This window comes from Microbacterium lushaniae (assembly GCF_008727775.1).
GTDB classification, from domain to species: domain Bacteria; phylum Actinomycetota; class Actinomycetes; order Actinomycetales; family Microbacteriaceae; genus Microbacterium; species Microbacterium lushaniae.
Map to the genome: position 1 here is coordinate 944,357 of NZ_CP044232.1, position 22,143 is coordinate 966,499.

At 70.6% G+C, this 22,143-nt stretch carries 21 protein-coding genes and 1 riboswitch; of the genes, 7 read left to right on the top strand and 14 right to left on the bottom strand.

Going from position 1 to position 22,143, the window contains the following annotated elements:
• Positions 1 to 138: 138 nt before the first annotated feature.
• The 14 genes from F6J85_RS04340 to sdhC all read right to left on the bottom strand — a co-directional run bounded on the left by F6J85_RS04340 (position 139) and on the right by sdhC (position 13,669).
• The gene (locus F6J85_RS04340) at positions 139 to 489 is read right to left on the bottom strand and encodes a Fe-S protein (protein WP_150923986.1); all 351 of its coding nucleotides are present in this window, start codon (positions 487 to 489) and stop codon (positions 139 to 141) included.
• 118 nt (positions 490 to 607) lie between these two features.
• Positions 608 to 1,081, bottom strand: a complete 474-nt coding sequence (gene ribH, locus F6J85_RS04345) for a 6,7-dimethyl-8-ribityllumazine synthase (protein ID WP_150923987.1) — start codon at positions 1,079 to 1,081, stop codon at positions 608 to 610.
• Positions 1,078 to 2,358, bottom strand: coding sequence for a GTP cyclohydrolase II (gene ribA / locus F6J85_RS04350; RefSeq protein ID WP_150923988.1), 1,281 nt, complete (start codon positions 2,356 to 2,358; stop codon positions 1,078 to 1,080). The genes ribH and ribA overlap by 4 nt, the downstream gene beginning before the upstream one ends.
• Positions 2,355 to 2,984 (bottom strand): riboflavin synthase, encoded by a 630-nt coding sequence (locus F6J85_RS04355; RefSeq protein ID WP_150923989.1) that lies wholly within the window; start codon positions 2,982 to 2,984, stop codon positions 2,355 to 2,357. Before F6J85_RS04355 ends, ribA begins: the two co-directional genes overlap by 4 nt.
• Complete coding sequence (ribD, locus tag F6J85_RS04360; protein ID WP_150923990.1) at positions 2,984 to 4,024, bottom strand: bifunctional diaminohydroxyphosphoribosylaminopyrimidine deaminase/5-amino-6-(5-phosphoribosylamino)uracil reductase RibD; 1,041 nt, start codon at positions 4,022 to 4,024, stop codon at positions 2,984 to 2,986. The genes F6J85_RS04355 and ribD overlap by 1 nt, the downstream gene beginning before the upstream one ends.
• A gap of 53 nt (positions 4,025 to 4,077) precedes the next feature.
• Positions 4,078 to 4,234, bottom strand: a riboswitch (FMN riboswitch).
• A 67-nt stretch (positions 4,235 to 4,301) separates the two neighbouring features.
• Positions 4,302 to 5,165 carry an Fpg/Nei family DNA glycosylase gene (locus tag F6J85_RS04365; protein WP_150923991.1) on the bottom strand — a complete coding sequence of 288 codons (864 nt, stop codon included), beginning with the start codon at positions 5,163 to 5,165 and terminating at the stop codon, positions 4,302 to 4,304.
• A gap of 27 nt (positions 5,166 to 5,192) precedes the next feature.
• Positions 5,193 to 5,756, bottom strand: a complete 564-nt coding sequence (locus F6J85_RS04370) for a GNAT family N-acetyltransferase (protein ID WP_150923992.1) — start codon at positions 5,754 to 5,756, stop codon at positions 5,193 to 5,195.
• A 150-nt stretch (positions 5,757 to 5,906) separates the two neighbouring features.
• Positions 5,907 to 6,911 carry a tryptophan--tRNA ligase gene (gene trpS, locus F6J85_RS04375; RefSeq protein ID WP_150923993.1) on the bottom strand — a complete coding sequence of 335 codons (1,005 nt, stop codon included), beginning with the start codon at positions 6,909 to 6,911 and terminating at the stop codon, positions 5,907 to 5,909.
• 927 nt (positions 6,912 to 7,838) lie between these two features.
• The gene (locus F6J85_RS04380; protein ID WP_150923994.1) at positions 7,839 to 8,687 is read right to left on the bottom strand and encodes an exodeoxyribonuclease III; all 849 of its coding nucleotides are present in this window, start codon (positions 8,685 to 8,687) and stop codon (positions 7,839 to 7,841) included.
• A 174-nt stretch (positions 8,688 to 8,861) separates the two neighbouring features.
• On the bottom strand, positions 8,862 to 10,037 hold the full coding sequence (locus F6J85_RS04385; RefSeq protein WP_150923995.1) for a YihY/virulence factor BrkB family protein: 1,176 nt from the start codon (positions 10,035 to 10,037) through the stop codon (positions 8,862 to 8,864).
• A 99-nt stretch (positions 10,038 to 10,136) separates the two neighbouring features.
• Positions 10,137 to 10,928: a succinate dehydrogenase iron-sulfur subunit gene (locus F6J85_RS04390; RefSeq protein ID WP_191906750.1), complete on the bottom strand. Its 792-nt coding sequence runs from the start codon at positions 10,926 to 10,928 to the stop codon at positions 10,137 to 10,139.
• A gap of 1 nt (position 10,929) precedes the next feature.
• Positions 10,930 to 12,738, bottom strand: coding sequence for a succinate dehydrogenase flavoprotein subunit (sdhA, locus tag F6J85_RS04395; protein WP_150923996.1), 1,809 nt, complete (start codon positions 12,736 to 12,738; stop codon positions 10,930 to 10,932).
• A gap of 32 nt (positions 12,739 to 12,770) precedes the next feature.
• The gene (locus F6J85_RS04400) at positions 12,771 to 13,235 is read right to left on the bottom strand and encodes a succinate dehydrogenase hydrophobic membrane anchor subunit (RefSeq protein WP_420846126.1); all 465 of its coding nucleotides are present in this window, start codon (positions 13,233 to 13,235) and stop codon (positions 12,771 to 12,773) included.
• The gene (gene sdhC, locus F6J85_RS04405; protein ID WP_150920070.1) at positions 13,235 to 13,669 is read right to left on the bottom strand and encodes a succinate dehydrogenase, cytochrome b556 subunit; all 435 of its coding nucleotides are present in this window, start codon (positions 13,667 to 13,669) and stop codon (positions 13,235 to 13,237) included. The genes F6J85_RS04400 and sdhC overlap by 1 nt, the downstream gene beginning before the upstream one ends.
• 235 nt (positions 13,670 to 13,904) lie before the next feature.
• Between sdhC and F6J85_RS04410 the strand changes: the two genes are divergently transcribed.
• The 7 genes from F6J85_RS04410 (at position 13,905) to F6J85_RS04440 (ending at position 22,132) form a co-directional block, all read left to right on the top strand.
• Entirely contained in the window at positions 13,905 to 15,020 is a 1,116-nt protein-coding gene (locus tag F6J85_RS04410; RefSeq protein WP_150920069.1) for a mannose-1-phosphate guanylyltransferase, read from the top strand.
• Positions 15,021 to 15,202: 182 nt separating this feature from the next.
• Entirely contained in the window at positions 15,203 to 16,279 is a 1,077-nt protein-coding gene (locus F6J85_RS04415) for a BMP family lipoprotein (RefSeq protein ID WP_191906751.1), read from the top strand.
• Between the two features lie 89 nt (positions 16,280 to 16,368).
• Complete coding sequence (locus F6J85_RS04420) at positions 16,369 to 17,865, top strand: ABC transporter ATP-binding protein (RefSeq protein WP_150923998.1); 1,497 nt, start codon at positions 16,369 to 16,371, stop codon at positions 17,863 to 17,865.
• The gene (locus F6J85_RS04425) at positions 17,862 to 19,124 is read left to right on the top strand and encodes an ABC transporter permease (protein ID WP_150920066.1); all 1,263 of its coding nucleotides are present in this window, start codon (positions 17,862 to 17,864) and stop codon (positions 19,122 to 19,124) included. Before F6J85_RS04420 ends, F6J85_RS04425 begins: the two co-directional genes overlap by 4 nt.
• Positions 19,121 to 20,401, top strand: a complete 1,281-nt coding sequence (locus F6J85_RS04430) for an ABC transporter permease (protein WP_150923999.1) — start codon at positions 19,121 to 19,123, stop codon at positions 20,399 to 20,401. Before F6J85_RS04425 ends, F6J85_RS04430 begins: the two co-directional genes overlap by 4 nt.
• Position 20,402: 1 nt before the next feature.
• Positions 20,403 to 20,825, top strand: a complete 423-nt coding sequence (locus F6J85_RS04435) for a cytidine deaminase (protein ID WP_150924000.1) — start codon at positions 20,403 to 20,405, stop codon at positions 20,823 to 20,825.
• A complete protein-coding gene (locus tag F6J85_RS04440; protein WP_150924001.1) occupies positions 20,822 to 22,132 on the top strand; it encodes a thymidine phosphorylase in 1,311 nt (436 codons plus the stop codon). The genes F6J85_RS04435 and F6J85_RS04440 overlap by 4 nt, the downstream gene beginning before the upstream one ends.
• Positions 22,133 to 22,143: the final 11 nt, after the last annotated feature.

Below are 22,143 nucleotides of genomic sequence, written 5' to 3' on the forward strand. Positions count from 1 at the left end.
GCGGGAGCCGTCGTTGTGCGACATGACGGCGGTGGGTCTAGACGCAGGCGCGGGGTGGTGCGCCCGGGCTCGACACAGGGTCACCGAGTGCGTGCGGGGGGATCGTCTGCACGACCGACCAAGTCTACGCAGCGACGCTCACCACAGCACGGCGATGGCCGCGTTGGTGAGGGTGAGGATGCCGACGAGCCAGAACATCGCCGAGGGCAGCGACCCGGTGCGCCGCTGGCGCGCCGACCCGATGCCCAGAAGGGCGCCGATGACCACCAGGATGCCCAGCTTGATCCCGAGCTTGACGTAGTTCAGCTCGTACTCGATGCCCCACGGTGCGGCGAGGATGAGCCCGGCGAGGCCGGCGAGCGCCAGGCCCCAGTCCATGACGCGGGTGAACCGGATGCGGCGCGACACCGCCTCGGCGACCCACGCGCCGAACAGGATGGCGAATCCGACGAGGTGGAGCAGGACGACGACGTGACGGAGGATCTCCATGCCGGTAACCGTAGGGTCAATGGCGGTGCCACGCCAGCGAAGGATCGGCGCGTCACCCCACCCCGGGAAGAAGCGCCAGGCAAGTTCGTCGCCGCACGGTCACGCCGGGCGGCTCGCGTCAGCCGCGCAGGTCCCGCAGGACGAGCGCCGTGCGCAGCGCGGCGTCGGCCGCTTCGGCGCCCTTGTCCTCCTTCGACCCGGGGAGGCCCGCACGATCGAGCCCCTGCTGCTCGTCGTCGAGGGTCAGCACGCCGAACCCGACCGGCCGGCCCGTGTTCAGGGCGACCTGGGTGAGCCCGTCGGTCGCGGCCGACGACACGTATTCGAAGTGCGGGGTCCCGCCGCGGATGATGACCCCGAGGGCCACGACCGCGTCGGCTCCGGATTCCAGCGCGACCTGCGCGGCGACCGGCAGCTCGAACGAGCCGGGTACGCGCACGAGGCGCCACGACGCGCCGGATGCGTCGAGCACGCGACGGGCGCCGGCGATCAGTCCGTCGGTGATGACCTCGTGCCACGTGGCCGCGATCACGACGACGTCGAGTCCGCTCCCGTCGATGCTGCCGGTCTCCGGCGCTCCCTTGCCGCTCATGCTTCGGCCCCTTCCTTCATCTGCTGCAGCGCGCGGGTCAGGTCGGCCTCCGCGATGATGTGCCCCATGCGGTCGCGCTTGGTCTCGAGGTACTGGTGGTTGTTCGGTCCGACCCCCACCAGCAGCGGCACCTGCTCCACGACCTCCAGCCCGAGTTCGCGCAGCTGCGCGACCTTGTCGGTGTTGTTGGTCAGCAGGCGCACGCGGCTGACGCCGAGGTCGGCGAGGATCCCGGCCGCGGCGGCGTAATCCCGCGCGTCGGCAGGGAGGCCCAGCGCGAGGTTCGCATCCACGGTGTCCAGGCCCTGCTCCTGCAGGCTGTAGGCCCGCAGCTTGTTGATGAGGCCGATGCCGCGTCCCTCGTGTCCGCGCATGTACACCACGACGCCGCCGTCCTCGTCGATCGCGTCCAGCGCCGCCTCCAGCTGCGGTCCGCATTCGCACTTCAGCGAGCCGAACGCCTCGCCCGTGAGGCACTCCGAGTGCACGCGCACCAGCGGCGCATCCTCGGTGAGATCGCCCGAGACGACGGCGACATGATCGGTGCCGGTGACACGGTCCTTGTACGCCAGGAATCGGAACTCGCCGTGGGATGTGGGGACCTGGGCCTCGGCGCGGAGGCTGACCCGTCGCGTGTGGCGCTCGTTCGCCTCCGCCTTGGCGACCGGCTCCTCCTCATCCAGGTAGGCGATCAGCTGCTCGATCGTGATGACGGGGACCTCGTCCCGCGCACCCAGCTCGATGAGCCCGGGCAGACGCATCATGCTCCCGTCCTCGGCGACGACCTCCGCGATCGCCCCGACGGGCTGCAGGCCGGCCAGGCGCATGAGCTCCACGGCCGCCTCGGTGTGCCCGCTGCGCTCGCGCACGCCGCCGTCCACCGCACGAAGCGGCAGGACGTGGCCGGGGCGGATGAGGCGGGCGGGGCCTGCTCCGGGATCGGCCAGCACATTGAGCGTGTGCGCGCGGTCGGAGGCGCTGATGCCGGTGCTGATGCGGTCGGCGGCGTCGACGCTCACGGTGTACGCCGTGCCGCGGGCGTCCTGGTTGACGGCGACCATGGGCGGCAGATCCAGGCGGTCCGCCCACTCGCCGGGCATGGGGGCGCAGATGAATCCGCTGGACCAGCGCACGGTCCACGCGATCCACTCGGGGGTGGCCAGCTCGGCCGAGAGGATGACGTCGCCCTCGTTCTCGCGGTCCTCATCGTCGGCGACGATGACGGGACGACCGGCTCGCAGGGAGTCCAGGGCCTGGGGGATGGTGGCAAGGCTCATCGGGAGCCTCCTTCGGTGAGTGCGGGAAATGCGAGGAGTCGCTGGACGTGGCGGGCGAGGATGTCGGTTTCCAGGTTCACGGCGTCGCCGACGGATGCCTCGCCCAGGGTGGTGGCGGTGAGGGTCTCGGGGATGAGCGACACCTCGAGCCACGGCTGGTCGGCGTCGGGCTCGCTCACGGCGCTGACGGTGAGCGACACGCCGTCGATCGCGATGGACCCCTTGTCCACGATCAGCGGCGCGAGGTGGGCGGGCACGGCGACGCGGACGACCTGCCAGCGCTCGCCCGGCCGGACGTCGACGACCGTGCCGGTGCCGTCGATGTGGCCCTGCACGATGTGGCCGCCCAGGCGCCCGTGGGCGGGCGTGGCGCGCTCGATGTTGACCGTGCGACCGGGTGCGGCACCGGCGAGGGTGGACATCTCCAGGGTCTGCTGCATCACGTCGGCGGTGAACCAGTCGGGACCCTGGTCCACGACCGTGAGGCAGACGCCGCTGACGGCGATGGAGTCGCCGTGCCCAGCATCCGTCACCGCACGAGGCGCGCGCACGGTCAGGCGCACGCCGTCGCCGGAGGGATCGACGGCGGTGAGGGTGCCGAGTTCTTCGACGATTCCGGTGAACATCAGGGGGCTCCTTCGGTGGCGGGATGCGCGGTGATCAGCAGGTCGTCGCCGATGGTCTCGACGGATGAGACGACCAGGCGATGCTGCTGGGTGATCGTGTCGACGCCCAGGCGGCCCAGGGCCGGACGGTCGGTGCCGTCGGGGCCGGAGCCGATGAGCGTCGGTGCGATGTAGGCGAGTACCTCGTCGACGAGACCGTCGCGCACGAACGCGCTCGCGATCGTGGGGCCGCCCTCGACGAAGACGCGCTGCGCCCCGAGCGTGCGCAGTTCCGCCAGCACCGCGGGCAGATCGTTCCCCGAGCGCTGGAGGAGCTGCCGCGGATGCCGGCGGAGGGCTGCGTCTTCGGGAACCCACCGGTCGCCGAGCACGACGGGGAGGGGCTGGTTCTCGTACAGGGTGCCGTCGGGGCGGCGGGCCGTGAGTGCGGGGTCGTCGGCGAGCACCGTGCCGGTGCCCACCACGATCGCATCCGCCTCGGCGCGGCGACGGTGCACGTCGGCGCGTGCGGCCGGCCCAGTGATCCACTGGCTCGTCCCATCGGGGGCCGCCGCGCGTCCGTCGAGGCTCTGCGCCCACTTGACGGTCACGAAGGGGCGGCCGAGGCGCTGGACCGTGAGCCACCCGTCGAGCAGTTCTCGCACGCGGTCGGCGTCCACGCCGCTCTCCACCGACACACCTGCCGCGCGAAGACGTTCCGCGCCGCCGGAGGACACCGCGTTGGGGTCGTCGAGGGCGTAGACCACGCGAGCGATCCCCGCGTCCAGGAGCGCGACCGCGCACGGGCCGGTGCGTCCGGTGTGGTTGCACGGCTCCAGGGTGACGACCGCGGTAGCCCCTCGGGCTCGCCCGGGCGGCAGCTTCGAGAGCGCGTCGACCTCGGCATGCGCCGTGCCTGCTCCCCGGTGCCACCCCTCGGCGAGCACCTCGCCGTCGGGGGAGAGGATGACCGCGCCCACCTGGGGGTTCGCCCCCACAGGTCCGCGCGCGGCGAGCTCGAGCGCTCGGGCCATTGCCTCGCGTTCTGCGGCATCCGCCATGTCGATCCTCCGGTCGGTCCGGGGTCGTTGCGGCAGGGCGGCGCGTCGCGCCGACCGTGCTGCCTCCCATCCGGACTCGCGACGGAGGACCGTCGCATCACCGTCGGTTCCGGATTTCCACCGGATCGGCCCTCGTCTCCGCCAAGGCGGACACTCGGGCTCGCGGACTGTCACCGCCGGTTCGGATTCTCACCGACCCCGGAGCACGTTGATAACTCGATACTAGTCAACGCGCCATCACCCGGATCATTCCCGATTCCGCTGCCGCCGCATCCGCTCACTTCAGCAGGCGCGACAGCCGCCGGTCGGCGAGGATCTTGCCGCCGGTCTGGCACGTCGCGCAGTACTCGAGGGAGTTGTCGGCGAAGAACACGCTGCGCACCTCGTCGCCGCACACGGGGCACTTCTCACCACGGCGGCCGTGGACGCGCATGCCGCGGCGCTTGGCGTCCTTCAGATCGGCGGGCGGCTTGCCAGATGCCTCGGCCACGGCATCGGCGAGGGTGGCCGTCATCGCCTCGAACAGCCGGTCGACGTCGGCGTCGGAGAGGGTGGAGGCCAGGGCGTACGGCGACATCTTCGCGACGTGGAGGATCTCGTCGGAGTACGCGTTGCCCACTCCCGCGATGACGGACTGGTCGCGCAGGACGCCCTTGATCTGCGTCCTGCGTCCGGCCAGGAGAGAGGCCAGGTCGTCGCGCGTGAAGGTGGGGTGCAGCGGATCGGGGCCCAGGCGCGCGATGCCGGGCACCTCGGCCGGGTCGCGCACGGCATAGACGGCGAGCGACTTCTTCGTTCCCGCCTCGGTCAGGTCGAACCCGGAGCCGTCGTCGAAGCCGACGCGCAGGGCGATGGGGGTCTTGCCGGGCTTGATCACCGTGGCCGGCAGCGCGTCGTACCAGCGCAGCCATCCGGCCTTGGCGAGGTGGAAGACGAGGTGGACGCCGCCGTCGGTGGCGAGGTCGAGGAACTTCCCGTGCCGCTGCACATCGGTCACCGTCACTCCGGTGAGCGCCGTGATGGGCGGGTCGTAGGTCTTCAGGGCGGCGATGGCCGCCACGGTCGCGCGCGTGATGGTGCGGCCGACGACTCGCCCCCGGAGGAAGTCGGCGAGCCCCTGCACCTCGGGCATCTCCGGCATGCGGTCATCCTGCCACGGATCGTGCCCTCAGTCTCCGAGCACGCTCCAGGGCTGCGGGGTGCGGTCATCGCCCGGGAGGAGGCCCGCGATCCACGCGTCGTCGCGTCCGAAGGAGTTGACCAGCGCGTGGCGGAGTGTCCCCTCGTAGCGGAAGCCCAGCGCGCGTGCCACCCGCGCCGACGGCCGGTTGCCGACGACGGCCCGCCACTCCAGGCGTGCGGCGCCCAGGCCGTCCGGCGCCAGGGCCCACTCGACCACGGCGGCGGCGGACTCGGTGAGCAGGCCCCGCCCACGCGCCCCGCGCGCCATCCAATAGCCGATCTCGGGGGAGTCCGTCGTCAGGCGGTGCACCCCCAGCATCCCCACGAGGCCGTCGTCGACGCGGATCGCCCACGTGGCCTCGACGCCGTCGGCCCAGCGGCTCGGCACCGCCTCGACGAATGCCTCGGCGTGCTCGAGCAGGTACGGCGAGGGCACCGCCGTGTAGCGCTGGATGTCCGCATCCTGGCACGCCTGGAAGATCGCCGTCACGTCGTGCTCCGTCGGCGGGGACAGCAGGGTTCGCGGCGTGCGCAGCTCCACGGGCTCCATCCGGGCACCCTACTCCCGCCGCTGCGCCGCCGGGTCTCGCGCCATCCGCGCCGCTGCGTCACCCGCGCCGCTGCGGACGCTCATCCGCGGCGCGCGGGGGAGTTCCACACGAGGCGGTCGGGTGAGTTCACACGCGGCGGAGCAGCGGAGTCACACGCGGCGGAGCAGCCCGATGCGGTCGTAGACGTCGGCGAGGGTCCGATCGGCGACGGCGGCGGCGCGCTCGGCGTTCGCGGCGAGCACCCGGTCGAGTTCGGCGGGGTCATCGAGCATCGCGAGGGCACGCTCGCGGACGGGCGCGAACTCGTCCACCACCACCTGGGCGAGGTCCTTCTTGAAGTCGCCGTAGCCTCGGCCGGCGTACTCGTCTTCCAGTGCGGCGATCTGGCGGCCGGTGAGGGCGGCGTAGATGACGAGCAGGTTCGACACCCCGGGCTTCGCCTCGCGGTCGAAGCGCACGGCGCCTTCGCTGTCGGTCACGGCCCGCATGATCTTCTTCGCCGTCACCGATGGGGCATCCAGCAGTCCCAGGATTCCCGCATCCGACTCGGCGGACTTGGACATCTTGGCGGTGGGGTTCTGCAGGTCGTAGATGCGCGCGGTGTCCCGCTGGATGACCGGCATCGGCACCGTGAACGTCTCGCCGTACCGTGAGTTGAACCGTTCGGCCAGGTCGCGGGTCAGCTCGATGTGCTGCTTCTGGTCGTCGCCGACCGGCACCACGTCGGTCTGGTACAGCAGGATGTCGGCGGCCATCAGCACGGGATAGGTGAACAGGCCCACGTTGGTCGCGTCGGCGCCGTACCGCGCCGACTTGTCCTTGAACTGCGTCATCCGCCCCGCCTCGCCGAAACCGGTGAGGGTGGACAGGATCCAGGCGAGCTCGGTGTGGGCCGGGACGTGCGACTGCACGTACAGCGTCGACCGCGACGGCTCGATCCCGGCGGCGATGTACTGCGCGGCGGTGCGGCGCGTCTTCTCGCGCAGCTCCCCGGGGTCGTTCGGCTGCGTCAGCGCGTGCAGGTCGACGACGGAGAAGTACGCGTCGTAGGACTCCTGCAGGTCCCGCCACTGCATGAGCGCGCCGATGTAGTTTCCGATGTGGAGCGAGTCGGCGGAGGGCTGCATGCCGGAGTACAGGCGGGGCTTGGTCACCCGCCGATTCTAGCCGCGACGGGTGGGGCGGCCGTCCGCCTGCCCGCCGATCGTCTGCCGCCGCATCCCGCCACGTCCGCCGCCGCATCCCGCCACGTCCGCCGCGCCGCGCCACGTCCGTCCCGCGGCATCCCGACACGTCCGCCGCCGCGCGGCCCGCCACGTCTTCCGCTCCGCGGCCCGCCACGTCCGCCGCTGTCCGCCGCCGCATCCCGAACTCCTCAAGAGCGGCGAGAAGTGCGGCCGAAACTGGCCGAACGGGCTGCGGAAGCGGCGAGATTGAGGAGTTCGGGTTCCGACGGTGCGGGGCCGCGCGGGTGATGCTCGGCGCGCTGCCTGCCGGACCGTGTGAAGGGGCGTGCGTGGTTTCGGGCTGCGGAAGCGGCGAGATTGAGGAGTTCGGGCACCGACGGTGCGGGGCCGCGCGGGTGATGCTCGGCGCGCTGGCGGCCGGGTCGTGTGAAGGGGCGTGCGTGGTCTCGGGATGGCGCGTGGGGGGCGACCGTTCGCTGCCGCGTGAGTATGTCGTCCCAGGGAGTCGCCGCTGCCCGAACTCCTCAAGAACACCGAGGAGGGGGGTCGAAAAGGGGCGAACCGGCGGCGGAAGCGGCGAGATTGAGGAGTTCGGACGGGCACGAGTCCGGCCCGCGAGGGGGTGCCTGGCGCGCCGCCGGGGGTCGCGGACAGGGGGCGTTGTGTTCGATCAGCGAGCGTGAGCGCGTGCTCGAGGGAGTCGCTGCTGCCCGAACTCCTCAAGAACACCGAGGCGTGGGGTCGAAAAGGGGCGAACCGGCGGCGGAGGCTGCGAGATTGAGGAGTTCGGGCAGCAGCGGTGCGCGGGTGCAGGGACGGGGGAGGAGGCGCGGCGGCAGGCCGGGGAGGAGGCGGGGCGACGTCAGCGGCGCGCCAGGTTGACGAGAGGGAGCGTCAGCGGCCGAGGGTGTAGTCGGCGATGACGGGGGCGTGGTCGCTCCACCGGGTGTCCCACGACGGTGCCCGCACGACGGTGTAGTCGACCACGCGCTCGGCCAGGGCGGGAGTGGCGAGGTGGTAGTCGATGCGCCAGCCGGTGTCGTTGTCGAACGCGCGCCCCCGCATCGACCACCACGTGTACGGACCGTCGACATCCCCGGCGAACCGGCGGCCGACGTCCACCCAGCCCAGACCCGTGCCCGTCGTGCCGTCGGCGCCGGTCACATCGGCCCCGGGCTCCCCGAGGAAACGGTCGAAGTAGGCCCGCTCCCGGGGGAGGAAACCCGCCTTCTTGACGTTGCCCTTCCAGTTGCGGATGTCGAGCGTGCGGTGGCCGACGTTGAGGTCGCCCATGATGAGGGCGAGCGGATGCTCCGCCGCCAGCTGCGGCATGCGCCGTTCCATCGCGTCGAGGAACGCCCATTTGGCGTCCTGCCGCGGAGTCTCCGCTTCACCGGTGGGGACATAGGCGCTGACGACGGCGATGCTCTCGCCGTCGATGTCGAAGTCGGCCTCGATCCAGCGCCCCGCCGAATCGAGGGGTTCGGGGCCGAGGACCGTGCTCATCCGCACGTGCGGCAGGCGGCTGGCGATCGCGACCCCCGCGCGGCCCTTGGCCAGCGCCTCGTCGTGGACGACGTCCCACCCGGGCAGGGCCGCCTGCAACTCGGCCGTGGTGGCCCGCACCTCCTGGATGGCGAGGATGTCGGCACCGGATGCGGCGAGCCACTCGTTCATGCCCTTGCGGGCGGCGGCGCGGATGCCGTTGACGTTGATGGAGACGATGCGGACGCGACGGGGCACGAGAACGAGCCTAGCCGTGCCCTCCGACACCGCAGCGGCCGCGGCCACCGGTCGCGCCGGCCCGGTAGCGGCAGAGCGGCAGCCCGGTAGCGGCAGAGCGCCGGCCCGGTGGCGGCAGCACGGCAGCCCCCTCGCGGCAAAGCGGCAGAGCGGCAGCCCCGTCGCGGCAGAGCGTCAGTCCCAGGGCAGCGCCGACGTCGGCACCGGCGGGGCGTTTCGTTCGGCCTCCCGCAGAGCGGCCTCCGCCTCCGCCACGCGCCGTCGTGCCGCACGGCGGGCGTACCAGGGCGCATCCGCGGCTGCGCGCTCGGCGTCGCGCAGCCGCACCCGCGCGGCGATCACGAGCGCGGCCCGCTCGGTGGCGCGGGCGTCCGCCTCGCTCTCGATGCTCTCGAACCGGTCGGCTGCGGCCACGGCGATCCACGCGGCCGACACCAGAAGCACGATGCCGTTGAGGCGGAACCACAGGAGGAACCCGATGAAGACCGCGAAGGTGGCCAGGAGGGGGTTGGCGGGGGTGTAGACGAGGAGGAACCCGGCACCGATCTGCAGCACCACGATGGCCCCGGCGCCCAGGAGCGCGCCGGGCCAGATGCGGCGCCAGCGGAGCGACGCCCCGGTGAGGAAGCGGAACAGCGACGCCAGGGCGAGGGTGTTGAGGCCGAAGGCCACCAGCAGCGACACGACGCGCGCGAGCGCACCCGACCACGCGCCGTAGTCGTCCCATCCCACCAGCTGGAAGAGCAGATCCACCGCACCCGTGGCCACCGAACCCAGGGCTGCGCCCACCAGCAGCGCCAGGCCGAACAGAGCCGCCGCCAGGAGGTCGCGCGCCTTGAGCAGCAGGTAGTTGCGGCGGTCGAAGGGCAGCCCGAACGTATCGCGCACCGCGCGGCGCGTGTAGGTCACGAATCCGATCGCCGTCCAGATGACCACGACCGCCGCGAAGGCGCCGGTGGCGGTCAGAAGGCCGGTGCTCCCCGCCGCGACCGACTTCACCTGCTCCGGCTTGACCAGCCCCGACTCGCTGATGAGGTCGGGGATGTAGCTGTTGATGATGTCGATCAGCGTCCGGATGGCGTCCGCGCTGCCGCCCAGCCACGCCCCGACCGTGGCGAACGCGAGATAGATGACCCCGAAGATCGCGAACAGCGCCTGGTAGGAGATGCCGGCTGCGAGAAGGAAGCCGTTGTGCTGCAGGAAGTGCCGCCATACGCGGATGGGGAACCACTCCAGCGTGCGCCGCGTGATCGCGGTGGCCCGTTCCAGCGGCTGATCGAAGCGCTGCCGCAGCGCACCGGGGAGGGGTGCGGGGTCCCCGCCGGGGGGTACGGCGGACGTGTCGGTCACGCTGTCAGGATAGCGATCGGCCGACGCGCCGCCCGCGGTCCCGGGCCACGCACGAACGCGCCGGCCGGGCCGAAGCCCGACCGGCGCGTGAGGCCCGTGTCAGCGCTTGCCGCTGAGCACCGCCTGCTTGACCTCGGCGATGGCCTTGGTGACCTCGATGCCGCGGGGGCACGCCTCGGTGCAGTTGAAGGTCGTGCGGCAGCGCCACACGCCCTCCTTGTCGTTGAGGATGTCCAGGCGCACCTCGGCGGCGTCATCGCGCGAGTCGAAGATGAAGCGGTGCGCGTTGACGATCGCGGCGGGGCCGAAGTACTGCCCGTCGGTCCAGAAGACGGGGCACGACGATGTGCACGCGGCGCACAGGATGCACTTCGTGGTGTCGTCGAACACCTCGCGATCGACGATCGACTGGACGCGCTCCTTGCCCGGCTCCGGCTTCGAACCGGCGATGAGGAACGGCTGGACCTCGCGGTAGGAGGCGAAGAACGGCTCCATGTCGACGATGAGGTCCTTCTCCAGCGGCAGGCCCTTGATGGCCTCGACGTAGATCGGCTGCGAGATGTCGAGGTCTTTGATCAGGGTCTTGCACGCGAGGCGGTTGCGGCCGTTGATGCGCATGGCGTCCGACCCGCAGATGCCGTGCGCGCACGAGCGGCGGAACGACAGCGAGCCGTCGACCTCCCACTTGATCTTGTGCAGGGCGTCCAGCACGCGGTCGGTGGAGAACAGCTCGACGTCGTAGTCGACCCAGCGCGGCTCCGCGTCGACCTCCGGATCGAAGCGGCGGATGTTGAAGGTCACCAGGAACGACTGGATGCCGGTGGGCTCGGGTGCCTGCTCGACGCTCTGCGAATCCTGGGCGACGTCGATGGTGGCGGCGGCGGTGGCCATCTCAGTACTTCCTCTCCATCGGCTGGTACCGCGTGATGACGACCGGCTTCCAATCCAGCGCGATGTGGTCGGCGGGATGCGACGAGTGCGGGTCGCCCGTGAGGTAGGCCATCGTGTGCTTCATGTAGTTCTCGTCGTCGCGCTTGGGGTAGTCGTCGCGCATGTGTCCGCCGCGGCTCTCCTTGCGGTTCTGCGCGGCGTAGACGACGACCTCGGCGAGGTCGAGGAGGAAGCCGAGTTCCACGGCCTCCAGCAGGTCGGTGTTGTACCGCTTGCCCTTGTCGTCGACGTGCACGTTGAGGTAGCGCTCGCGCAGATCGGCGATGACATCGAGCACGTGGGCGAGCGACTCCTCGGTGCGGAACACCTGTGCGCCCTTGTCCATCTCGTCCTGCAGCGCCTTGCGGAGCACGGCGATGCGCTCGGTGCCGGGGTTGGCGCGCAGGGCCTCGATCATGCCGCGCACCTCCTTCGCGGGGTCTTCCGGCAGCGGCACGAAGTCGGCGGTCTGGACGTATTTGACGGCGTTGCGTCCGGCGCGCTTGCCGAAGACGTTGATGTCCAGCAGCGAGTTGGTGCCCAGGCGGTTCGAGCCGTGCACCGACACGCAGGCGCACTCGCCGGCGGCGTAGAGGCCCGGGACGACGGTGGTGTTGTCGGCGAGCACCTCCGCCTCGACGTTGGTGGGGATGCCGCCCATCGCGTAGTGCGCCGTGGGCATGACCGGCACGGGCTCGACGACGGGGTCGACGCCGAGGTAGGTGCGGGCGAACTCGGTGATGTCGGGGAGCTTGGTCTCCAGCACCTCGGCGCCCAGGTGCGTGCAGTCCAGCAGCACGTAGTCGCGGTGCGGGCCGGCACCGCGACCCTCCGCCACCTCCTGCACCATGCAGCGGGCGACGATGTCACGCGGGGCGAGGTCCTTGATCGTGGGCGCGTAGCGCTCCATGAACCGCTCGCCGCTGGCGTTGCGGAGGATCGCGCCCTCGCCGCGGGCGCCCTCGGTGAGGAGGATGCCGAGGCCGGCCAGGCCCGTGGGGTGGAACTGGAAGAACTCCATGTCCTCCAGGGGGAGGCCCTTGCGCCACACGATGCCCACGCCGTCACCGGTGAGGGTGTGGGCGTTGGAGGTGGTCTTGAAGATCTTCCCGAACCCGCCGGTCGCGAAGATCACGGCCTTGGACTGGAAGACGTGCAGGTCGCCCGTGGCCAGGTCGTACGCGACGACACCCGCGACCTGCGTGTCGCCGGCGGCATCCTTCACCGTGATCAGGTCGAGCACGTAGAACTCGTTGAAGAAGTTGATGCCGAGCTTGACGCAGTTCTGGAAGAGGGTCTGCAGGATCATGTGACCCGTGCGGTCGGCCGCGTAGCACGCGCGACGCACGGGGGTCTTGCCGTGGTCGGCGGTGTGTCCGCCGAAGCGGCGCTGGTCGATCTTTCCCTCGGGCGTGCGGTTGAAGGGCAGGCCCATGTTCTCGAGGTCGATGACCGCGTCGATGGCTTCCTTGGCGAGGATCTCCGCCGCATCCTGGTCGACGAGGTAGTCGCCGCCCTTGACGGTGTCGAAGGTGTGCCACTCCCACGAGTCCTCTTCGACGTTGGCGAGGGCCGCGGCCATGCCGCCCTGCGCCGCGCCGGTGTGCGAGCGGGTGGGGTACAGCTTGGAGATGACGGCGGTCTTCGCGCCCGGGCCCGCCTCGATCGCCGCACGCATCCCGGCGCCGCCGGCGCCCACGATGACGATGTCGAACTGGTGGTAGTGCACGCCGTCGCGGACGACGGAATCAGCGTTGGTCTGGGTGCTCACGGAATGATGCCTCTACTGGTTCGGTCGGAAGGTCAGGCGGCCTGGCACATGTCCCACAGGGAACTGGACTCGGTCACGCCGATGCACGGGTCGAAGGTGAAGACCACGAGCGTGCCCAGCAGGATCAGGAAACCGGCCGACAGCCACAGCGCCCACACCAGCACGCGACGCACGGTGGGGGAGGTGACGTAGTCGTTCACGATTGTGCGCATGCCATTCGCGCCGTGGATGAGCGCCAGCCAGAGCATCAGCACGTCCCACCACTGCCAGAACGGCGAGGCGAACTTGCCGACGACGAAGGCGAAGTCGATCTGGTGGATGCCGTCGCCCGTCATGAGGTTGACGAACAGGTGCCCGAAGATGAGGACGACCAGGAGCACGCCGGAGGCGCGCATGTACACCCAGCCCCACTTCTCCCAGTTCGAGCCTTTGTTGCGCGTGCGCGGCGGGACGATCATCGAGACGTCGGCCGCTCCCTGAGCCTGGCGAAGGGACATCAGTGACCGCCTCCCATCGACGAGAAGACATTGATGAGGTGGCGGGGCGTGAACCCGAGCATGGTGACGACCCACACGCCCAGGACGATCCACCACAGCTGACGCTGGTGGCGGGTGGCCCAGCCCCAGAAGTCCACGAGGATGATGCGGAGCCCGTTGAACGCGTGGTAGGCGATCGCCCCGACGAGGGCGACCTCACCGAGGCCCATGATGGGGTTCTTGTACGTGCCGATGACCGCGTCGTACGCCTCGGGGGAGACGCGGATGAGCGCCGTGTCGAGGATGTGCACGAGGAGGAAGAAGAAGATGGCGACGCCGGTGATCCGGTGCAGGACCCACGACCACATGCCTTCACGACCGCGGTACAGCGTCCCGCGCGGAACCTTCGAGGTGGTCTCGGCCACCGATAGCGTCACGCGCGCTGGTTCAGGCACGAGCATCCTCCCTGATCGAACACGGCTTGGCGGGGGCGGTCCGCTGCTCCCGGAGCATGATGCTCCTGCGACACACGGGCGCTCGATCATCCTACGACCGGGGGCATAATCGCGGGGATTAGGCAGGCCTTACTCTCTCGATGTCGAGATATCCGCACGGGCAGGCGGATGCTCCGTCACGGCGCCGACACGCGCCGGATACGGCGCGGCGAACGGGCACGGCTAGCCTGTTCGCATGCTTGAGCCCATCGACGACTTCTACGCCGTGATCCCCGCCGGAGGGATCGGCAGCCGCTTGTGGCCGCTCTCCCGGGCGGAGGCGCCGAAGTTCCTGCACGACCTGACGGGGTCTGGGCAGACGCTCCTGCGCGACACGTGGGACCGCCTCGAACCCCTCGCCGGCCGCGACCGCATCGCGGTGGTCACCGGGCGCGCCCACCGCGCCGCCGTGGAGCGGGAGCTTCCGGGCATCCCCGACCACAACGTGTTCCTCGAGTCCGAGCCGCGCGACTCCTCGGCGGCCATCGGGCTCGCCGCCGCGATCCTGCACCGCCGTGAGCCGGACGTGATCATCGGATCCTTCGCCGCAGACCACGTCATCCGGGGCACGCGCACGTTCGAGTTCGCGGTGCAGCAGGCCGTCGCCGTCGCCCGCGCGGGCTACATCTGCACCATCGGCATCCAGCCGACCGAACCCTCCGTCGGATTCGGCTACATCCGCAAGGACGGCGAGCTCGACGTCGACGGTGCGCCGGAAGCGGCCATGGTGGAGCGGTTCGTGGAGAAGCCCGACCTGGAGACCGCGCGCACCTACTACGCCGACCGCGCGTACCTGTGGAACGCCGGGATGTTCATCACCCGCGCCGATGTGCTCCTGGCAGAGCTTGCCGCCAACGAGCCGGAACTGCATGCGGGGCTCCTCGAGCTCGCCGACGCGTGGGACGATCGCGACCGTCGCGGCCCCGTCGTTGATCGCGTTTGGCCGGATCTGAAGAAGATCGCGATCGACTACGCCGTCGCCGAGCCGGCAGCCGGGAAGGGCCGGCTCGCCGTGATCCCCGGGCACTTCGACTGGGACGACGTGGGCGACTTCGCGAGCCTTGCCAAGCTCAACTCCCACGGCGGCAAGAACGAGCTGGCGATCCTCGGCAGCCATGCGCGCATCCTCGCCGACGCCTCCAGCGGCATCGTGGTGTCGCAGACCGAGCGCATCATCAGCCTGATCGGCGTGCAGGACATCGTCGTGGTCGACACCGCCGACGCACTCCTGGTCACCACGAGCGAGCACGCGCAGCGTGTGAAGGGCGTCGTCGACGCGCTCAAGCTGACCGGCCGTGGCGACGTGCTCTGACGCGCACGCGAACCCCTCCGCGGGCCGAATGCGGCCGCCAGGTTTCGAAACGATCGCAAATCTGTAACGCTTCGGGCGCGCGCGCCTATCAGAGTGGGTCGTCGCGCGTCTTGCGACGTAACGTTCTGGTATCCCGACCGGGGCTGATGTTTGTGCGCCCGGACATCTCAGAGAGGACTGCAGTGTCTGCATTCACCCCCAAGCGGACGGCCGCCGCGATGGCGTTCATCGGAGCCGCCGGCCTTCTGCTCTCGGCATGTGCGCCCGCGCCCGAGGAAGGCGACGGCGGCGCCGAGAGCTCCGACTTCCTCGCCTGCGCCGTCTCCGACGAGGGCAGCTGGAACGACAAGAGCTTCAACGAAGCGGCGTACCAGGGCCTGCTCGACGCCGAGTCCGAGCTCGGCATCGAGATCGCCGACGCGGAGTCGGCCAGCAACGAGGACTTCACCCCGAACCTCACGCAGATGGTGGAAGCCGGCTGCGACGTGACCTTCGCGGTGGGCTTCAACTTCTCCATCAACGACGTCATCTTCGACGTCGCCGACGACAACCCCGAGGCGCGCTTCGTGTGGATCGACGGATGGAACCAGGGCCAGGAGAACCTCAAGCCCATCACCTACGCGATGCAGGAGTCCAGCTTCCTCGCCGGCTACCTCGCGGCGGCGTACTCCACGACCAAGACCATCGGCACCTACGGCGGTGACGACATCGAGTCGGTCACGTCCTTCATGACCGGGTACTACAACGGCGCGAAGTACTACGAGCAGGAGACCGGCACCCCGATCACCGTCGTGGGCTGGGACCCGGCCACCGGCATCGGCGACTTCGTCGGCGACTTCTCCAACACCGGCGTCGCCAAGAGCCTCTCCGAGGGTCAGCTCGCCGCCGGCGCCGACGTCCTCTTCCCCGTCGCGGGCACGCTGTTCACCGCCACCGCTGAGGCGATCCGCGAGGCCGGCGCCGGCGTCATGCTGGGCGTGGACAAGGACATCGCGGTCACGCAGCCCGAGCTCGCCGACATCACGCTCACGTCGGTGGAGAAGCGCATGACCCAGCCCGTGCTGGATGTCATCACCGCCATCATCGACAGCGACGAGTTCACGGCCGAGCCCTACGTCGGCACGCTGGAGAACGACGGCACCGCTCTCAGCGGCTTCGGCGACTTCGACAGCGAGGTCCCGCAGGAGCTGAAGGACAAGCTCGACGAGCTCAAGCAGGCCATCATCGACGGGACCATCGACCCGCTCGCGGCCCCCTGACCTTCGTCACACCCGGGCACACGCCGGGGCGGCAGAGTCCGCCTCGGCGTGTGCCGTTTCACGCCGCTTCCGGCAGGATGGGTCGCACCATGAAACTCGAGCTCCGCGGGATCACGAAGCGGTTCGGACCGCTCGTGGCCAACGACGCCGTCGACCTCACCGTCGAGTCGGGGCAGATCCACGCCCTGCTGGGGGAGAACGGCGCCGGCAAATCGACCCTCATGAATGTGCTGTTCGGGCTGTATCAGCCCGATGAGGGCGAGATCCTGCTGGACGATGTCCCGCAGCACTTCTCCGGACCCGGCCAGGCCATGGCCGCCGGAATCGGGATGGTGCATCAGCACTTCATGCTGATCCCCGTCTTCACCGTCGCCGAGAACGTGATCCTCGGGCATGAGCCCAGCCGCGGCGGCGTCCTGGACCTCCCGGCGGCGCGCTCGCTCGTGCGGGAGATCTCCGATCGGTTCGGGTTCGACATCGACCCGGATGCGGTCGTCGGCGACCTGCCCGTGGGCGCTCAGCAGCGCGTGGAGATCATCAAGGCGCTCGCCCGCGATGCCCGCGTCCTCGTCCTGGACGAACCCACCGCCGTCCTCACGCCGCAGGAGACCGACGAGCTGATGGCGACGATGCGCCGCCTCGCCGACGGCGGCACCTCCATCGTCTTCATCACCCACAAGCTCCGCGAAGTGCGCGCCGTCGCCGACACGATCACCGTCATCCGGCTCGGCCGCGTGGTGGGCGAAGCATCCCCCACCGCCACCAACGACGAGCTGGCCGCCCTCATGGTGGGACGGGCCGTCGAGCTGACCGTGCACAAGGACCCGCCGCGGCTGGGTGCCGAGGCGCTCGTGGTGGAGAACCTCACGGTCTTCGGCCCCGCCGGCGAGCGCCTGCTCGACGACGTGTCGTTCACGATCCGCGCCGGCGAAGTGCTGGCCGTGGCGGGCGTGCAGGGCAACGGCCAGACCGAGCTCACCGAAGCCCTCGTGGGCCTGCGGGACCGGGTGCAGGGCAGCATCCGCCTCGACGGCGAGGAGCTCTCCTCCGCGCACGTGCGTCACGTGCTGGACAGCGGAGTGGGGTTCGTCCCGGAGGACCGCAAGGTCGACGGGCTCGTCGCCGAGTTCACGGTGGCGGAGAACCTCATGCTCGACCGCTCCTTCGCCGGCCCCTTCACGAAGGGCCCCGCCATCGACTTCGACCACCGCGACCGGTTCGCCGACGAGGCGATCGCCGAATTCGACATCCGCACGCCGCACCGCGATGTCCTGGTCGGGCGCCTGTCCGGCGGTAACCAGCAGAAGGTGGTGCTGGCCCGAGAACTGGGGCGCGACCTCAAGCTCTTCGTGGCCTCCCAGCCCACGCGCGGCGTGGACGTGGGGTCCATCGAGTTCATCCACGAACGCATCGTGCAGATCCGCGACTCGGGCATCCCCGTGCTGATCATCTCCACCGAGCTGGACGAGGTGGTCGCCCTCGCCGACCGGATCGCCGTGATGTACCGCGGCGCGATCATCGACATCGTCCCCGCCGACGCGCCGCGTGAGCGCCTCGGCCGCCTCATGGCAGGAGTGCACGAATGAGCCAGGCGCAGACGGATCCGGCGGCGACCGAGCCGCCGCCGCGCACCCGCCCGTCCCTGGGCGACGTGCTGCACGACATCGCCTCCGGCGGGATCGTCCGCACGGTCGCGGCGATCGTGCTGTCCCTCGTCGTCGCCTCGGTTCTCATCGTCGCCACCAACGCGGATGTCGCCCGCACACTGCCGTACTTCTTCTCCCGGCCCACCGACTTCCTCCAGGCCGCCGGTCAGGCGATCGGCGACGCGTACGCGGCGCTGTTCCGCGGGTCGATCTACAACTACACGGCGACCACTGCGGAGTCGGCGATCCGTCCGCTGCTGGAGTCGCTGCGCTTCGCCGGCCCGCTCATCGCGGCGGGCCTGGGTGTGGCGCTGACCTTCCGCGCGGGCCTGTTCAACATCGGCGGCCAGGGCCAGATGGTCATCGCCGCGATCTGGGCGGCGTGGGCGTCGTTCCAGCTGCACCTGCCCTACGGCCTGCACCTGGTCGTGGCGATCCTGTTCGGGCTCGTGGGAGCTGCGATCTGGGCCGGCATCGCCGGCTTCCTCAAAGCCGCCACCGGGGCGCACGAGGTCATCGTGACGATCATGATGAACTACATCGCGGTGTCGCTGGCGACGTTCCTGATGCGCACCCCGGTGCTGCACGACATGGACTCCGGCAACAACCCCACGACCCGGCCGCCCGACCCCACCGCCGTCTTCCCGCGGATCTTCGCGGAGTTCGACCTGCGGTGGAGCTTCGTGCTGTGCATCGTGGCCGTGGGCGTGTTCTGGTGGCTCATGGAGCGCTCGTCGCTGGGCTTCCGGCTGCGGATGGTGGGGCTGAACCCCGACGCTGCCCGCACCGCCGGCGTCGACGTCAAGCGCATGTACATCGTCGCGATGGTGCTGTCGGGCATGTTCATCGGGGTGGCAGGGCTCAACCAGGCCCTCGGTCGCGACGGCAACTTCGGCCCGACCATCGACGCGGGCATCGGCTTCGACGCCATCACCGTGGCGCTGCTGGGCGGCTCCCGTGCCGGCGGCGTGCTGTTGGCCGGAATCCTGTTCGGGATGCTGCGGGCGGCGGGACCCACGATGCAGCTGGCCGATGTGGCTCCCGAGATCCTCGGGGTCATCCAGGGGCTCATCGTGCTGTTCATCGCCGCCCCGCCGCTCGTGCGGGCGATCTTCCGGTTCCTGCCGGTGCCCCGCGAGGTCACCGAGCTGAACACCGGCCGGAAACCTCAGCTCGAAGCCAAGGAGCCGGGACAATGACCACGACCGCTCCCGCCGCCCCCACCCAGGCGCACGCGCCGACTCTCGCGCCGCGCACGTGGCGCACACCGGTCCTCCTCGGCGCCCTCGCCCTGATCACGCTGGTGCTCCTCGGCATCCTCGGAACCGACGAGTCGGTCTCGTTCACGTGGTCCCGGCGCGGCGACGCCGTGCAGCTGAACCCCTTCGTCGTGTCGGCACGGGCGGTGGGCCTCGTGGCAGGCGTGCTGGCCGTCGCCGCGGCGGCCTTCGCGTTCTGGTTGGCGGCGGGCCGCAGACGCGTGCCCGTGTGGGTGACCCTCCTCGTCGGCCTGGCGTTCCTGGTCGCGCTCGTGTCGTGGGTGGGGGCCGGCGGCTCGGTGCCCGTGATCTTCCTCCTCACCGGCGCGATCGCCCTGTCCACACCTCTCGTGTTCGGAGCGATCGCCGGCGTCATCGGCGAACGCGTCGGCATCGTGAACATCGCGATCGAGGGACAGCTGCTGGCCGGCGCCTGCACTGCTGCCATGGTGGCCTCCGCCACCGGCAACCAGATCCTGGCGCTGGCGGCGGCGATGATCTCCGGCGCCCTCATCGCGATGGTGCTCGCGTGGTTCGCGATCAGCTACCTCGTCGACCAGGTGGTCGTCGGCGTCGTGCTCATCGGCCTGGTCACCGCCGTGACGAACTTCCTCTACTCCGCGGTGCTCTCACCCAACTCCGCCACACTGAACGACCCCGGCACGCTGCCGCGCATCGCCATCCCGCTCCTGTCCGACATCCCCGTCGTGGGGCCCGTGCTGTTCGAGCAGCGCCTGACGACCTACATCATGTTCCTGCTCGTGCCGCTGGCGTGGTTCGTGCTCTTCCGCACCACGTGGGGTCTGCGCATCCGCGCCCTCGGGGAGCACCCGCTGGCGGCGGACACGGTGGGCATCAACGTCAACCGCTGGCGCTTCTGGACGGTGACGGTGGCGGGCCTGGTCGCGGGCCTCGGCGGCGCCACCTTGACGATCGGTTCCGTGGGCGCGTTCGTCCGCGAGATGAGCGCGGGGCAGGGATTCATCGCGCTGGCAGCGGTCATCCTCGGGCGATGGAACCCGTGGGGCGCCGCGATCGCCGCGCTGCTGTTCGGGTTCGCCAGCAACTTCCGGATCTGGGCAGGACAGGCGGGGTCGCAGGTCCCCACCGACATCATCGAGATGGTGCCGTACGTGGTGACCATCGTGGCCGTGGCGATCGTGGCCGGCCGGGTCATCGGCCCCAGGGCCGCCGGCAAACCGTACATCAAGGAGTGACGTGACCGACATCCACTGGGACGAGCTGCGTTCGGCCGCCACCGACGCCATGCAGCGGGCCTACGCGCCCTACTCGCGGTACAGGGTCGGCGCTGCCGCGCTCGTCAGCGACGGGCGGATCGTCTCGGGCTGCAACGTGGAGAACGCCTCGTACGGCGTGGGCCTGTGCGCCGAGTGCGGGCTGGTCTCCGACCTGCACATGTCCGGCGGCGGTCAGCTGGTGGCGTTCGTGTGCGTCAACGGCGAGGGACAGACCATCATGCCGTGCGGCCGGTGCCGGCAGCTGCTGTTCGAGCATGCGATCCCGGGGATGCTGCTGGAGACGGTGTCGGGCATCCGCACGATCGACGAGGTGCTGCCCGACGCGTTCGGACCGCGCGACCTCGACGTCCGCCAGACCCGGGGCGAGGACGCCGCGAGATGACCGACCCGGCAGCATCCGCCGCGGTGGAACCGCACGACGCCATCGATGTCATCCGGGCCAAGCGCGACGGCGCTGCGGTGCCCGAGCCCGCGCTGCGCTGGATGATCGACGCCTACACCCGCGGGTACGTCACCGACCCGCAGATGTCGGCGTTCACGATGGCCGTGCTGCTGAACGGCATGGACCGCGACGAGATCCGCGTGATGACGGAGGCGATGATCGCCTCGGGGGAGCGGATGGACTTCTCTTCCCTCGGCAAGCCCACCGTCGACAAGCACTCCACCGGCGGCGTCGGCGACAAGATCACCCTGCCCCTGGCCCCGCTGGTGGCCAGCTTCGGCGTGGCGGTGCCGCAGCTGTCCGGGCGCGGGCTCGGGCACACCGGCGGGACCCTGGACAAGCTGGAGTCGATCCCGGGATGGCGCGCCGCGCTGTCCAACGACGAGATCCTCGCGCAGCTGGCCGACGTGGGCGCCGTGATCTGCGCCGCCGGGTCGGGCCTTGCCCCCGCCGATAAGAAGCTCTACGCGCTGCGGGATGTCACCGGCACCGTCGAGGCCATTCCGCTCATCGCCTCGAGCATCATGTCGAAGAAGATCGCCGAGGGCACCGACGCGCTCGTGCTGGATGTGAAGTTCGGCTCCGGCGCCTTCATCCAGGACCTCGACCGCGCGCGGGAGCTCGCCCGCACGATGGTGGCCCTGGGCACCGACTCGGGCGTCGCCACGACGGCCCTGCTGACGGATATGAGCACGCCCCTGGGCCGTGCGATCGGCAACGCCAACGAGGTGCGCGAATCGGTCGAGGTGCTCGCCGGCGGCGGGCCCGCCGACGTCGTGGAGCTGACGGTGGCCCTGGCGCGCGAGATGCTGGCGCTGGCCGGTCGCCCCGACGCCGACGTCGAGAAGGCGCTGGCCGACGGGCGGGCGATGGACGTGTGGCGCCGCATGATCCGAGCCCAGGACGGCGACCCTGATGCCGCCCTGCCGCAGCCGCGCGAGACCCACACCGTCACCGCAGAGCGGGGCGGGGTCGTGACCGGCATCGAGGCGCTCCCGTTCGGCATCGCCGCGTGGCGGCTGGGTGCCGGGCGAGCCCGCCCTCAGGACCCGGTCGTCCACGCGGCCGGCATCGACCTGCACGTCCAGCCGGGCGAGACCGTGACCCCCGGGCAGCCCCTGTTCACGCTGCTCGCCGACGACGGCGCGCGCTTCGGCCGCGCCCTGGACGCGCTCACCGGTGCGTGGACGATCGGCGACGAACCCCTCGACCCCGCACCCCGCGTCCGCGAACGCATCACCGCTTGACCACCGTCCCC

Excerpts from the sequence above, each read along its gene's own strand:
- F6J85_RS04340 (WP_150923986.1), bottom strand. The coding sequence starts at position 489 with ATGGAGATCCTCCGTCACGTCGTCGTCCTGCTCCACCTCGTCGGATTC.
- ribH (WP_150923987.1), bottom strand. The coding sequence starts at position 1,081 with ATGAGCGGCAAGGGAGCGCCGGAGACCGGCAGCATCGACGGGAGCGGA.
- ribA (WP_150923988.1), bottom strand. The coding sequence starts at position 2,358 with ATGAGCCTTGCCACCATCCCCCAGGCCCTGGACTCCCTGCGAGCCGGT.
- F6J85_RS04355 (WP_150923989.1), bottom strand. The coding sequence starts at position 2,984 with ATGTTCACCGGAATCGTCGAAGAACTCGGCACCCTCACCGCCGTCGAT.
- ribD (WP_150923990.1), bottom strand. The coding sequence starts at position 4,024 with ATGGCGGATGCCGCAGAACGCGAGGCAATGGCCCGAGCGCTCGAGCTC.
- F6J85_RS04365 (WP_150923991.1), bottom strand. The coding sequence starts at position 5,165 with ATGCCGGAGATGCCCGAGGTGCAGGGGCTCGCCGACTTCCTCCGGGGG.
- F6J85_RS04370 (WP_150923992.1), bottom strand. The coding sequence starts at position 5,756 with ATGGAGCCCGTGGAGCTGCGCACGCCGCGAACCCTGCTGTCCCCGCCG.
- F6J85_RS04390 (WP_191906750.1), bottom strand. The coding sequence starts at position 10,928 with ATGGCCACCGCCGCCGCCACCATCGACGTCGCCCAGGATTCGCAGAGC.
- F6J85_RS04400 (WP_420846126.1), bottom strand. The coding sequence starts at position 13,235 with ATGTCCCTTCGCCAGGCTCAGGGAGCGGCCGACGTCTCGATGATCGTC.
- F6J85_RS04410 (WP_150920069.1), top strand. The coding sequence starts at position 13,905 with ATGCTTGAGCCCATCGACGACTTCTACGCCGTGATCCCCGCCGGAGGG.
- F6J85_RS04420 (WP_150923998.1), top strand. The coding sequence starts at position 16,369 with ATGAAACTCGAGCTCCGCGGGATCACGAAGCGGTTCGGACCGCTCGTG.
- F6J85_RS04425 (WP_150920066.1), top strand. The coding sequence starts at position 17,862 with ATGAGCCAGGCGCAGACGGATCCGGCGGCGACCGAGCCGCCGCCGCGC.
- F6J85_RS04430 (WP_150923999.1), top strand. The coding sequence starts at position 19,121 with ATGACCACGACCGCTCCCGCCGCCCCCACCCAGGCGCACGCGCCGACT.
- F6J85_RS04440 (WP_150924001.1), top strand. The coding sequence starts at position 20,822 with ATGACCGACCCGGCAGCATCCGCCGCGGTGGAACCGCACGACGCCATC.